Annotated in this window: 13 protein-coding genes; 6 read left to right on the top strand and 7 right to left on the bottom strand. The window is 39.7% G+C overall.

Features of this window, described 5'->3' with window-relative positions; genetic code table 11:
- Window positions 1-336: 336 nt before the first annotated feature.
- The 3 genes from mntA to DESYODRAFT_RS09980 are packed head-to-tail and all read left to right on the top strand — an operon-like array spanning window position 337 to window position 1,443.
- The gene (mntA, locus tag DESYODRAFT_RS09990) at window positions 337-786 is read left to right on the top strand and encodes a type VII toxin-antitoxin system MntA family adenylyltransferase antitoxin (protein ID WP_007782546.1); all 450 of its coding nucleotides are present in this window, start codon (window positions 337-339) and stop codon (window positions 784-786) included.
- 9 nt (window positions 787-795) lie between these two features.
- Complete coding sequence (gene hepT, locus DESYODRAFT_RS09985) at window positions 796-1,227, top strand: type VII toxin-antitoxin system HepT family RNase toxin (protein ID WP_007782544.1); 432 nt, start codon at window positions 796-798, stop codon at window positions 1,225-1,227.
- A 24-nt stretch (window positions 1,228-1,251) separates the two neighbouring features.
- Window positions 1,252-1,443: a hypothetical protein gene (locus DESYODRAFT_RS09980; RefSeq protein ID WP_042338418.1), complete on the top strand. Its 192-nt coding sequence runs from the start codon at window positions 1,252-1,254 to the stop codon at window positions 1,441-1,443.
- 170 nt (window positions 1,444-1,613) lie between these two features.
- Here the strand turns inward: DESYODRAFT_RS09980 and DESYODRAFT_RS09975 are convergent, their stop codons facing one another.
- The gene (locus tag DESYODRAFT_RS09975) at window positions 1,614-1,814 is read right to left on the bottom strand and encodes a hypothetical protein (RefSeq protein WP_007782541.1); all 201 of its coding nucleotides are present in this window, start codon (window positions 1,812-1,814) and stop codon (window positions 1,614-1,616) included.
- A gap of 759 nt (window positions 1,815-2,573) precedes the next feature.
- On the opposite strand from DESYODRAFT_RS09975, the gene DESYODRAFT_RS29140 reads away from it, so the two are divergent.
- Together DESYODRAFT_RS29140 and DESYODRAFT_RS29135 are read left to right on the top strand one after the other, a co-directional pair.
- The gene (locus tag DESYODRAFT_RS29140) at window positions 2,574-2,741 is read left to right on the top strand and encodes a hypothetical protein (RefSeq protein WP_242833603.1); all 168 of its coding nucleotides are present in this window, start codon (window positions 2,574-2,576) and stop codon (window positions 2,739-2,741) included.
- Between the two features lie 38 nt (window positions 2,742-2,779).
- Entirely contained in the window at window positions 2,780-3,034 is a 255-nt protein-coding gene (locus DESYODRAFT_RS29135; RefSeq protein WP_242833602.1) for a hypothetical protein, read from the top strand.
- Window positions 3,035-3,439: 405 nt separating this feature from the next.
- Here DESYODRAFT_RS29135 and DESYODRAFT_RS28690 read toward each other — a convergent pair whose 3' ends face one another.
- The 4 genes from DESYODRAFT_RS28690 to DESYODRAFT_RS09955 form a co-directional block, all read right to left on the bottom strand.
- Window positions 3,440-3,607, bottom strand: coding sequence for a hypothetical protein (locus DESYODRAFT_RS28690; protein WP_007782535.1), 168 nt, complete (start codon window positions 3,605-3,607; stop codon window positions 3,440-3,442).
- A 709-nt stretch (window positions 3,608-4,316) separates the two neighbouring features.
- A complete protein-coding gene (locus DESYODRAFT_RS09965; protein WP_207636369.1) occupies window positions 4,317-5,330 on the bottom strand; it encodes a hypothetical protein in 1,014 nt (337 codons plus the stop codon).
- Window positions 5,331-5,673: 343 nt separating this feature from the next.
- Complete coding sequence (gene ltrA / locus DESYODRAFT_RS09960) at window positions 5,674-7,452, bottom strand: group II intron reverse transcriptase/maturase (protein ID WP_007782531.1); 1,779 nt, start codon at window positions 7,450-7,452, stop codon at window positions 5,674-5,676.
- Window positions 7,453-8,254: 802 nt separating this feature from the next.
- A complete protein-coding gene (locus DESYODRAFT_RS09955) occupies window positions 8,255-8,773 on the bottom strand; it encodes a DNA/RNA helicase domain-containing protein (RefSeq protein WP_242833600.1) in 519 nt (172 codons plus the stop codon).
- Between the two features lie 164 nt (window positions 8,774-8,937).
- Here DESYODRAFT_RS09955 and DESYODRAFT_RS09950 point away from each other — a divergent pair, with 164 nt between their 5' ends.
- Entirely contained in the window at window positions 8,938-10,620 is a 1,683-nt protein-coding gene (locus DESYODRAFT_RS09950; protein WP_007782527.1) for an IS1634 family transposase, read from the top strand.
- Window positions 10,621-10,658: 38 nt separating this feature from the next.
- Here DESYODRAFT_RS09950 and DESYODRAFT_RS09945 read toward each other — a convergent pair whose 3' ends face one another.
- A complete protein-coding gene (locus DESYODRAFT_RS09945) occupies window positions 10,659-11,924 on the bottom strand; it encodes a DUF2075 domain-containing protein (protein WP_207636368.1) in 1,266 nt (421 codons plus the stop codon).
- Between the two features lie 3 nt (window positions 11,925-11,927).
- Window positions 11,928-12,263: a nucleotide pyrophosphohydrolase gene (locus tag DESYODRAFT_RS09940; RefSeq protein WP_007782524.1), complete on the bottom strand. Its 336-nt coding sequence runs from the start codon at window positions 12,261-12,263 to the stop codon at window positions 11,928-11,930.
- Window positions 12,264-12,559 lie beyond the last annotated feature (296 nt).

Here is a 12,559-nt window from a genome sequence, read left to right as displayed (position 1 = left end):
CAGCATATGGATGCTTGGTATACTCATCGAAAAGAAGAACTGAAAGGGCTAAACCAACCCATTTTCCCTAAGGTTGATTAGTCACTACTCACCAAGATGTTCATCCTAAAGGCCTCTTTTAAAAAGGAGAGTGCAGTTAGGCCTTTTTGGTATGCCCATTTTTAAGAATAGGTTCTCTAAACGACTCACTATTTATTTCCACATCCTTCCTCTACATCCTCCTTGATTTATGTTGAAAAAATAACAGGTTTAACTTAAACAAGGAATTTCCATCTAAAGGACATCTGTTATATAAAGGAAATTACTGGTATAATATTTATAGGATGGTGATTATATATGATTTTTCAAAGTAAACCTTTCGATTTTCAGTTCATTCGCGAAAGACTGAAGAATTTACCTCAGTCATTAGTAGGTTTAGAGCAACAAATAAGTGCTGTGATACTCTTTGGCTCATTAGCTGCGAACAAAGAGACACCTTTAAGCGATGTTGATCTGGCCATTTTGTATCATAAAAATCTTAGTCCAAATCAACTCAACGAGCTCCACATCCGCGTCATGGGAATAATAACCGATTTACTTCAATCGGATGATATTGATGTAATTAACCTGAACACCGCCCCTCTAACTATTCAGTATGGAGCAATAAAACAATCGAAAATACTTTTACTTAATAACCGGGATGAATACATCGATTATTGGGAACAAACGGTAAAGTATTATCTGGATTTCAAACCATTACTAGATGAATGCAATGAAACATTATTAAAAACTCTTTCCGGGAGGTAGCAACTTTTTATGGATGAAAAACTTGCTTTTCAAATTCGTCAAATCTCCAAGTACTACGAACGATTGAAGGGAATCGCTCAAACATCCCGCGAAGATTATGTGAATAATTCTATACTACAAGGTGCCACTGAGCGTTATCTGCAGTTATGCATTGAATCCTGTATCAATGTTGGAAATCGTCTTATTTCCATGCTTCAAGTGGATCAGCAATTCGAGGCTCCTAAAACTTATGCCGACGTTTTTCGAGAATTAGAAAAACATCGAATAACTCAGGACTTGGAACCTGCCATGATCGAGATCGCTAAATTTCGCAACCGATTAGTCCATGTTTATTGGGATATATCTCCTGAGGTAGTCTATAACATAATTCATAACAATCTCGAGGACATTAACCGCTATCTCAAGCAAATTGCCCTCTATGTAACAGATAATAATCTCTAGAAGAGTTTGGACAAAAAGCTATATATGGAATATAGCACACACAGGATACATCAGATTTTACGTTCCAGCAGCAGCATCTCCATCATTTTCATCACCATGGACATGTTGATCATGGCGGGTTTTCAGATTTCTCTCATGGAGATTCCGGCTCATGTGATTCCGGAGGCTGCAATGGCGGCGGGGGCGGATGCTACTAAAATTATATCTCCGATTTAAAAATTCGGCGGTTTTGAGGAGACTAATCTAGATTAGTGACTTCAAAAACTGCCGAATTTTACATTTAATTTCCCGAAAGTTTTAGTCAAACATCGACAAAGGACGAGTGGTTGCCAAAGCTGCCCCCGAAGGGTTGAAACGCTCCGTGGACAGCAGTTTTCTGCGCATACCTACGTCTTGGGGTTTAAGCCGTCCGAACCAAAGCGCTTACGTAAACCCGTTATCAGTTTTCTTAAAACCTTTGTCCGAAATCCGTTCATCCTTTCCGCATTCCGATGCTCACTAAGCAGATACAGATAATCCAACCCCTCATCCTTGCAATATCTGCACAGTACTTCATCTTTCTCTTGGTAACGGTAATGCTTGATCATTTAGAACACCTCACTAAAATAATGTTAAATTTCCGGGCTGAACTCTCTTTTTATGTAAAAAGAGAGTGGTTAAATCCTTTCATCGGACTTAACCACTCTCCTGATAAATGCTCTTAATTATAGTCCTTATACCGGACACAATTGTTTCCCGCATTTAAGCAATAGAGAATTAAGCCAATGTATGCAGTGACCCATACTTGGTTTTGTTTCAATTTGATGGTTGTTTAATTTTATGGAGCCAAGCGTTTCTAACCGGATCATTTGTTAATCCTCCCTTCATAGTTTGAACTGTGTGCCATACGAAAAAGTCCAAAAAATAAAGGCGGTTAAGTCCCAGCTTTTGTGACTTAACTGCCTTTATTTTTATAAAATGCTAAATAATAATCATTAACTTCTACATTTCATAAATAGAGGATTAAGACCATGTAAGCTGACTTCTCTGCTTGATTCCTGTGGTTTCACCACGGTATTAACTTGATTGAGATGATAGCTTTTCAGACGATACATGGTAATCCTCCTTTCATGTGACTATTTTCTTTATGTAAAGCATGGTAACACAGGTAATCTCGTACTGTCAAGGAATTTATTGTATACTGCATTTTTTATACAAATAACTTGGGCAGTTAATTGCTATTCCGCTGGCCCTTCATACCGCTATCCGGCGATCCGGTTTTGAACCATATAGAGCCATCTCAGCAAAGCCCACCCTTACCCTGAAACAACCTGATTCAACTTTCCTGACATAAATGGAAGGGGCAAATGGCTGGCGATGCCTACTGTAATCCGTTGACATCAAGACAATATATGACACTTTTGGCGATTCTCCATTTGCCGGACGATGAGACCACCTTTGTCAAGATTGCCAACAAACTCGGCACCTCAATGTCACCCAGATTATTAACAGCCTGCAGAAAAAAGAATTCGTAACCATCCTTCCCAGTCTAAAAGACAAGCGCGCCATCAACGTGCGCCTGACCCAAGCGGGACTTGACACTATAGTCAAATGCGCCAAAAACACCACCATTGATTACAGGGCAGATATATTCAGAGGCTTTAGCCAACAAGAATTGGATGTTTTCTGGCAATTGCTGCTGAAACTCTATCAGTTTGACGGTGTCAAAATGGACGGATTCGAAGAGCAGATCCAGATCCCCAATACCTATACTGAAGAAGAACTTCGTGAGGAGCTGGAACGGTTTGCAAAGAGACTACGCGGTTAACCCTGAATTTGGATTAACCGCGTAGTTTTGTTTTATTAGGCCATTTTATTATCCTTGTATTGGTCGCAGCAGCTCTTTATCAACAGCCGAAGTCTTTCCCTTTGCAAAGCTGCTAACCGTCAGGAAAGTGACTTGACCCTATAACTTTTTGACCGGAAACAAAGGTTAAGTCGCAGGCCTTCGATTTGAAGTATCCGGGAATTCCGGATAGTAGCTTCATTGATAATTGGTTTCCTTTAGCCCGGGCTTGTACCAAGAATCTTACGCGCGTAAGATTCTTGGTACAAGCAGTGGTCTTTATGCCCCTCTCCAGGGGCTAATCTTATGCGGCACCTTGGCGTTACTCGTCGTATTCAATTCCGCTGACACTTATTGCGTATAAGCGCAAAGAGTGATCCTCTTTCCCTATTCAGAATCACAGTTTTCATCTTTAATGGCAACGACTTTGAACCCGGGAAACGGCTCTGCGTCCATGAAATCCGCCTCTCCCTCCTGCAGTGCTTTTAAAAGGATATCCATGGCATCAGCTACTTTAGCCGCCAGCTGAAAATACATTTTTCGATAATCCAACATTTTAATCTACTCCCCCTATTTCAAGCAGCGGCAAGGCTCCGGGGCATGACCCGGTCCTAACCTCTGCTTTTATAGGGGAAATTAAAAAGCGCATGCGAGGTTTTGTTTTTTCACCCTACACATGCGCCATGCTTCGTTATTTGCTGAATCCTAAATACCTGAGCCCCATCGACCGGAAATAAACCGGCCGTGAACAGAAAAGCGGTCCGCATAACCGATACACGAACAGTTCCTTTCCGCTGCCTGGGTCAGGAATAGGCTGAATCTCCTGCTGCGTGAAGCCGCACAGTCTGCTCCCTGCCGACGTCCCATTACACTCGCTTCACCCGCAGCACAGGTAGCTTGCTTGTGCATAAACGGGCAGCATTGTATAATAAAAATGTCGTCGTGGACAGTCTGTTACGTGTAGGTGCTCATACCACCTGCTCGTGCCTGGAAGTGCGCTAACACTTTCAGGTCACGGCGACTTTTTAATTTCCACCTATTTCTAATTATAGCTTTTTTGACGGGGATTGCAAGGTATGGGAGAGGGGTTAGGGGGGAAAAACTGACTTGTCTGCTTCTGGCGTAAAGGTATATAAGAACGGGATGTTCAACCTAAATTTCTGGTGATACTTGACATCTTCTTCCCAATGATTTTTAATCACCTGTAAATTTATAATTCAGCATAGGACAAGTGCTTCTCTTATAGATTTTCTCTTAACACTTTTTATGGCTTATAGGCTTCGATCTTCTCGCTGACAAGCCTCAGCCGGCCACCTTTTACTGACCAGACCGATTCAGCCCAGGCAACTGTATTGGCATGGGTAATAAATGAAATACGTTGTTTGCCATGAAGCTCCTGAATACCATCACCGTCATCGTCAGCCGGATTCAGACTGACAAATACATCATCCATAACCTCATCATCTACATACGCCTGGTCTTTAAGGAATACCCCTGCTTTGTTATAGACCCCCATGCCAATATACAACTGAGCAGCTTCCCCATCGTGAAAATCAACACTGGAATTAACCCCTGTGTTTTTATCGATAATCTTCATCTCAAACCCGGGAAGGCATACTACTTTCAGATCCAAGCCTTTGTTCAGCTCTGCCTGAGATACCACTGAAACTACCTTTTTATTCTCATATGCCATCAGGGCATAAAGAACAATTCCGCCACTGCCACCGGTTTCAACCGATACTAGGATCTCGTTTTTCTTTGCGGCCGTGAAACTCCCAGTAGTTAATCGCGGCAACATGACCCCAAAGTCTTCGGGCAGTAAAAAAGAAGCGAACTTCCCTGTAACCCCATCCCTGACAACCACCGCCAAATTACGGGTTTGATTGCCAAAAGCAGCACTTCCAACCAATAGCACATCGTCAGCGGCACCGTCTCCATCGGCATCAATTCTGGTGCTGTCATATACATATCTAGTCTTTCCGATTTTCGGATCATCCAGTGAGAACTTACTGCCGGGAATAAAATCCTGAGAATACTCATGTGTTGTATGTGCCACATTTCTTTCCGAAACAGCAGGACTTCCACCGGAGGATGTATTGTCGGCGAATGAGTTATTCTCGTTGGGTGTTGAACTAATGCCGTCGAGGGTATTAAGATTAGCGTCTGTTTCAACGATTCTATGATAATTAAAAACAACGATTATCCCGGCTGTGAAGATAATCATCACTACGATGATCATAACAACAGGTAACCTGTTGAAAATATTTCTGGTTTCCATTGGTTGCAATTCTCGGCTTCACAGTTATTGCCCTGGCAATATGTGATGGCCAACTCCTTTCTCATTTGTAATTCTTGAAACTCCCACTTGTTAATTCTATAGTACCAACCTACTTGTCATGACTTTATCCAATTACCCTAGATAATAACCTTAATTTAGTATACTTTTTTATTTCATGCCAGTCATTACGGTTATAGTTATGAAAAAGAGAGGAAGAACCAGTTTTACCTATATTTTTACAAATGTCGGTTAAGTCGGAGGGATTGCTCCCTCCTTCTCGCCTAAGAACTGTACGTGTCCCTTTCAAGACATACAGCTCAAGCTCTCATTTATCCGTCTGTCTTTATGATATCTCCGCCAATCTCAGTTGTCTTATGGTTTTGCAGCCTTCCTGCTTTTGTTGTTCCTTTGGAGGCTCACCTTTTAGCGGGAACATTTTTCTATAATGTCCATTACAGTATCCATGTACCAGTTGTAAATTACTGTATTTCCTTGTCCCGCCGTGTATCACTGGTACTTTTTCTTTTACTACCAGTTTCTCACTGAAATCCGTAATACTCATTCTGCATATAGGGCATTTATATTTCTGTATTTTAGCCAGTTTCTGTTTGCTTTTAATACAGTTTCTGTCAAACTCCTTTTCGTCCCTATTCTCGAAGTATTCTTTAAGGCAAGCGTCATATGGCGTTGCTCTGAATTTGATAAGTGAATGTCTGACTATTGGTATCCAGGACATTTTTGTGAGTTGCTTGTGTTCTTTCGGGTCGGTCAGTATCCATCGATTTTTACTTTGTCCCGTTATATCCGGTTTATAGTATCTATCGATTATCCAAGGTTTGCTTTTCCTTGGATGTAGATATTTCAAAAATATAAACGTACATCCCCAGACATGGTGGTCCATATATGAATACGTCTGTTTTGCGACCGAAGGCGACCAATAGTTACCTATACCTCTAATAATGGGATTGAGTTTGTCAATTATTGCATTAACGTTATTGCCTTTCAGTTTCTGTACTTCTTTTGAGATGGTTTCCTTACTTTTCTTGATAGATTCCTTAGATGGCTTTATCAACAGTTTTTCTCCTTGACACGTTGGGTATAATCTAACGTTAAAACTCAGAAAGTTAAAGCCTTCCTCTATTGGCACTACTCTTGTTTTTTCTTTTGATAATTCCAGGCCCCTTGTTTCTAAATATGGCTTTAATAGTCCATAGACATCTTCGGCATCCTTTTGTGTATTACACATTACCACAAAATCGTCTGCATAAAACACCAGGGTATATTTGCTCTCATTTGCATAACTTACATTTCTGCCCTTGCTCTTCACAGGTTTGTATTTTATTCCAAGTAATTCTTCCATACCCATTAGTGCAATATTTGCAAGAAGCGGTGATACAATATTCCCTTGCCCAGAACCGAGTTCGGTTTCGTTAAATACACCGTTGTCAACGTATCCTGCTTTTAACCATTTTTCTATCAGCTTAGTAAAGGGGAATTCCTTTATCTGCTCCATGATGTAGTCGTGTTTCAGATTGTCAAAACAGCCTTTAAAATCCCCTTCAAAAATCCATCGTTTATTTCCTCTGCAGCAGGACAGAAAGATCCTCGCAATAGCGTCGTGACACCCTCTTTTAGGTCTGAAACCGTATGATATTGGTTCAAACCTTGCCTCCCATTGTGGTTCCAATGCTCCTTTAATGATAGTTTGATAGATTCTGTCTCGCAATGTAGGTATACTGAGTGGTCTTAATTTTCCGTTTTTCTTTTTGATATAGGTTCTACGTGACGGTTTAGGATTATGTTTTTCTATATCCAATTTGGATAAATCATAAAATAATTTTATTCTATCTTTATTGGATAATGCTGTTTCGCCGTCAACACCTGCGGTCTTTTTGCCCTTGTTTGTTTGAGTAACTCTTTTTATGGATACCAGTAGCATTGCCTTACTTCTTACTAAGAGTCTTTGCAGATTTCTTACTTTGCGTTGATCACCAAGACATTCGGCACGGTATATCCGCTGTTGCAATTTTTCTACATACCCGTTCAAATGAATCCAGTCGATTTGTTTCCATCGGGTATCGGGAGGTAATGTGGACTTCCTATAATTTGAAGTATTTCGCATCTGTTATCTCACTTTTGAAATTTTGCTTTTCGTTTTATTCCGTGTTGATTACCAGTTGGAAGTCAGCACCCTTTCAAGTATGTAATTATTAGATACGGATGGGTTAGGTTCATTCAATACACCGGCAGATATGTAGGTAGTAACATACGCATATGAGAAGCTGCGTTTTCCAATCTGCAATACAGTGGTTAACATATCCCAGCCACTGCTGCTAATGACGATGCTTAATCATGAACCATACCATTCTTTCCCTCGCCTCTGGTTGCCATGGATACTAGGCAACCAGTTGGGCTTTTCCTCATGCAACCCACCCCAGAGTTACCCCCGACGCAGTTTCGGACGGGAATGTCCCTACTACTGGGACATCAAACTGTAGTCGTCTGCACTAATCATTTAAGAAGAAGCCACTTCTTGTCGCACTACCATTATTAGCCTAATTGGAATATGGATAATTAGAATCTTTTTAAATATACATCCCTAAGGTCAACTTTTCTACACAATCTTCATCCGCCGCCGGTATAATCGGATATAAGACTTTTTCAAGATTATCAAGTGTATACTTATCTTTAAGAGAAGCCCTGTTACAGCTTTCAATTGTTTTCATTCTGCATTCCTTAGGAAACTAATTGGACTGAACATGTTTAGGAATATTCCTCTTGTTTAGCAAAAATTACACAAATAAACCGAAAAAGACCACACTGCTTCGTGGGTGTATGCGGCATAATTTTTACGTCTTGGCCATTTTGCTACACCAAATCACTACTCCGGCGGGATTCGAGGTAAGTTGCAATGTTTCACGTACCTATTTAATCTCCAATATTTCCTTCATATACTTTTTAAATGCATCATTTTTCCAGAATCCCAGCCGAATCCCGTCAATTCCTCTAGTCATCAAAATATAGTAAATATTCAACACAAATAAGGTGAACTCTTGTGCATTTTCCGGGCTTTCATCGTCTTTGGAGAACTTGCCGTTAACGTTATGGAAATTCTCTGGATTGCCGAATAACCGGCCCTTTGCATCGACTTGAAGATCATTGCCGACTAAAACGCCGACTTTATTCAAATCAATTCCCTGAACTGCAAAGACGGAGCCAATCTGCTCTTCAGCATCGGCATCCTCTGAATAAATCCAATTTTCTTGTGTGGAATTCCATCTTCGTTTGATATTTCCTTCATGCCAATGAGTGATTGACGGATCTTTGCCATCAGCCTGCTTCCAAGGTTCAACTAATCCACCTAGCACGCGGTTTATATGTTCAGGATTGAAATTTCTGTCTTCTTCTACCCAGTCAATCAAATTCTTTAAACTGGACTTCAACCATAAGTACCCCCAAAATTCCACAAACCCAGTAATCAAGCCATATCCAACACGCGTTGTAGTATAGACTTTTACAATATTTATCCTTGAAAGTGGTCGGAATAGATTGATTTTTAAGGATGACCCCTTATAATTGTAGTGTAGACCTATGAGGAGGGATCACCTTGTTTGTAAAAGTTACGCCACGTACCAAGGGCGGGAAAACTTATTATTTTGCCGAATTAGTTGAGGCTTACCGCGAAGGCGGCAAGGTAAAACATAAACGAATTTTATACTTTGGTAGTGTAGACCTAGAGATTGCTGAAAAACTTAAAATTGTATTCTCTAAGGATTTTGATTCGTTTACCAACATTAATAAAGTGGATTTTTTGAGTGCAGTACCCTATGGTTCCTTTTTCTTGATTCACTCTATCTTTGAAAGACTTAAGATGTTCCCTCTTTTTAAGAAACACTTTGTTTCAAAGGATAAACATATTACGATTGACACGGCATTAACCTGCCTGATGACCATGATTTTTCAGCGTATTATTCAACCCGATAGTAAATTGGCTTTGACGGAGTGGCTCGATGCTACTCCCGTTCGCCATTTTCTTCTCGATGGTGAGAAGGTCCCTGATCTACAAACGATTTACCGTTCTCTTGAGGTTTTAAACGATAATTATCCTGTCGTAGAGCAGTGTCTTTATGATTTTGCCAAATTAGTTTTCCACCAGAACATGCAGGAGCTTTACTACGATATTACCAGTTCTTATTTTGAAGGTCATCAATGTATCATCTCAGACTACGGGTATTCTCGTGACCACAGAGGTGATCGGGAACAACTTGTTATCGGCCTAGTTACTACCCCGGACGGGTTTCCAATTAAATGTAACATCTACTCGGGTAATACTTCCGATAAAACGACTGTGCCAAGAATTGTGGAGGAACTAAAGAATACCTACCAGATCAAAGAATTCATTTTTGTCGGGGATAGAGGAATGTTAAGCGACAAAAATATTAAAGCGATTATCGGCCTGGAACAGAAATACGTTATGGCGATTCCGAGGGCCTGGAGCAAGAAATACCTCATAGATATTGCTATCGATGAAACTCAGATGCAGGAGATTCAGGACAATCTCTTTGTTCGGTTTTTGCCTCCCATTGATGGTCAAAGGTTCCTGTTATGTCTAAATACTCAGAAGAGAACTGATGATACAGAGTACCGAAATCATTGTATAGAGGCTATTAAAGAAGGGCTCAATACCTTAAACAAGACCTTAATTGAGGATAAAAAAAGCCGTATTAAGACACGCGATGAAGCGATGAAAAAGGTCGGCGCGATCTTAAAGCAAAACAAAACAGGCAAATATTTTGATGTTCAAGGCAAAGAAGACACTAACAGCCCCTTAGGATTTGTTTTGGAGTACAGTCTAAAATCGGATAAAGTAGAATCGGATCAACGTCTGGACGGTACGTTTGTCATTCAAACGAATGAACAGGGTTACGAGGGCGAGAAGCTTGTCAAAATATACAAAAACCTAAATAAGGTTGAGACGGCTTTTCGCATCATTAAGAATGACTTAGATATTCGACCGATGTATCATAGGAAAGAAGCGAGGGTCAAAGGACATATCTATGTCTGTGTATTAGCTTATTTTACAATTATTGCGCTTGAAACCATTGCCCATCGGAAGAATGTGAAGAAATCGGCACGTAAGATCTTAAGCGAATTAAATAAGATTGGCTTGATAGAAATTCTTCTTCCCACTGGAGAAAAAAGATATTCCTTGACGACGATTGGTAAAGACCAACGACGATTACTTAATACCTATGACATTAAAAAGATCGGACTGCCAGATGTAGTCTAGAAATTTTTTCGGAAATCCGCATCGTGTGGGCTTTTAGCTTAATTTATGGTTGAATCCCAGTTTAAAGGTTCTGTTTCGAAATATCCAAAATAAGCATCAGCATCACTATCTTGGAACACCGTTCTATCAAATTTTGAGTTAAAGTTCGTTTGTCCTAGCAGACCTGTATCCTTATACAAAAGATATTTTATGCCATTTACAAAATCTTCTGATGTATAGTTCTTTCCCGCTGGAGCTTGTATTCTAAATTGCGTTGTTAAGTATCTCTTTTCAAAGTCTTTGGTTGCTTCATGGAATTGCACACGTGTTATATTGGCAGGGCGAATAGCTTGTAATATGTCATACATTAACACGATTTGACTGCCTAATTTTTTTAAAGCATCCAAGTGGTTCTCATCCTGGGCAAATCTTCCTTTATACACTTCGTTAAAAGATGCCATTTGCTTGGGAAATTTTCTAGAAAGCTTATGAGATTCGTCAACAATTACAACATCATAATTTTCATCGGCATTAATCAGCTGTGTCGAGGTAGCAAGTGTCAGGTTACTGTTGTTCATTCCATATACTCTAAAGATATCTTTTGCCGTTTTAATCCAATTAGGCTGCAAAACGACCGCTATTCGCTGATTAGGTTTTTCTTTCAACAGCTTAGCAACCATATGAGTCAGCAATACGGTTTTGCCAGTCCCTGCATCGCCATTAATCACAAAGCTCTTATCAGGATTCGATTCAATCTCCTTAAGAAGGTCCATTTGCTGGATTGTTAATTCTTTGATGGGGCTATATTTGACCAGTGCTTTATTGCGCAGCTCCTCTAAAGTCGGTGTGCCTACCCATCCATTAGGGTATAGCTCTTTTTCCCAAAAAGGCAAAATGACTTCTGAAGCAACCTTTTCTCGGTCTCGGTAATCATTCACACTGTTGCCATTGGTCCGATTAATAATCTCATCATTATCATATTGAACCAGCTGCTTTTTAGATTTTGGATTGTCGGCCATAAAGTAGGTAATTAGCTGGCTTTCGACATCATCTAAGGCTGAACCGTTGAAATAGGTTGAAATAAGAATAATTACCTGGTCGAAATCTGCTATATTAAATTTTTTCTCTTGACCATTGTAGTGCTGCTTATTCCGCTCAGTAAAGTGTTTCGTTTGTCCAATGTAAATCTTATTCGACTTCGTTCCTTTGTAGATATAAACGACATTGCCATTTCTAAGATTAATTTGTTCAGGTTGGCGAAGTTTATTGAAACCTTCCAATTCTCCATTTTTCACTTTCAATGTTATACAGTTGTACTTAGCCATTGCTTAATCCTCATCCAATTCATTATATTTCTTTTTTTGACCAAAGCTTTTGGGAATTGGATACTTTCGGGTATTTTTAATCAGTTTTTCAGTGATGATTTCATCAATATCAAATCCTAGGTTATCGGCCATCATATAAGAATAAATCAGCACATCTGCCAGTTCTTCTTTGAGTCGCTCGGGATTTTCCTTGGCTTCCTCTGGTGTTTTCCATTGAAATAATTCCAATAATTCATTTGCTTCTAAAGAGATGGAAATGGCCAGATCTTTTTCATTATGAAATTGCCGCCAGTTGCGCTCATCTCTAAATTGATTAATCCGCCGCATTGATTCACTCATATTAATTTCCTTTCATACCTTCCAGAAAATGTTTCATTGTCTCTTGATTACTAAACCAGATATAGGTTTCTTTTCTAGCTCGTGAGTGCATAATACTGATTTAAGACAATGGTCAATATTTCTTGCCGCCTTGTTCATTTGTTATTTTGCCGCAGATATTCTTTGGCTTGTTTAACAAAGGTATAATCCTTCATCTTTTATAACGAATATAATCTATTATATCAAAGCCTAAATTCTTTTTGATATATGAAACATTAATACTATCGTCATCACACTAACTCTAATAAAAATACCCC

Origin of the sequence: Desulfosporosinus youngiae DSM 17734 (genome assembly GCF_000244895.1) — a bacterium.
GTDB classification, from domain to species: domain Bacteria; phylum Bacillota; class Desulfitobacteriia; order Desulfitobacteriales; family Desulfitobacteriaceae; genus Desulfosporosinus; species Desulfosporosinus youngiae.
Note: the sequence above shows the minus strand (reverse complement) of the source record. Positions and strands in the feature narration are given on the sequence as shown.

Bases quoted from the DNA above. Each gene is read 5' to 3' on its own strand.
- DESYODRAFT_RS09965 (WP_207636369.1), bottom strand. From the start codon at position 5,330: ATGGAAACCAGAAATATTTTCAACAGGTTACCTGTTGTTATGATCATC.
- hepT (WP_007782544.1), top strand. From the start codon at position 796: ATGGATGAAAAACTTGCTTTTCAAATTCGTCAAATCTCCAAGTACTAC.
- ltrA (WP_007782531.1), bottom strand. From the start codon at position 7,452: ATGCGAAATACTTCAAATTATAGGAAGTCCACATTACCTCCCGATACC.
- mntA (WP_007782546.1), top strand. From the start codon at position 337: ATGATTTTTCAAAGTAAACCTTTCGATTTTCAGTTCATTCGCGAAAGA.
- DESYODRAFT_RS09975 (WP_007782541.1), bottom strand. From the start codon at position 1,814: ATGATCAAGCATTACCGTTACCAAGAGAAAGATGAAGTACTGTGCAGA.
- DESYODRAFT_RS09980 (WP_042338418.1), top strand. From the start codon at position 1,252: ATGGAATATAGCACACACAGGATACATCAGATTTTACGTTCCAGCAGC.
- DESYODRAFT_RS09945 (WP_207636368.1), bottom strand. From the start codon at position 11,924: ATGGCTAAGTACAACTGTATAACATTGAAAGTGAAAAATGGAGAATTG.
- DESYODRAFT_RS28690 (WP_007782535.1), bottom strand. From the start codon at position 3,607: ATGTTGGATTATCGAAAAATGTATTTTCAGCTGGCGGCTAAAGTAGCT.
- DESYODRAFT_RS09940 (WP_007782524.1), bottom strand. From the start codon at position 12,263: ATGAGTGAATCAATGCGGCGGATTAATCAATTTAGAGATGAGCGCAAC.
- DESYODRAFT_RS29140 (WP_242833603.1), top strand. From the start codon at position 2,574: ATGGCTGGCGATGCCTACTGTAATCCGTTGACATCAAGACAATATATG.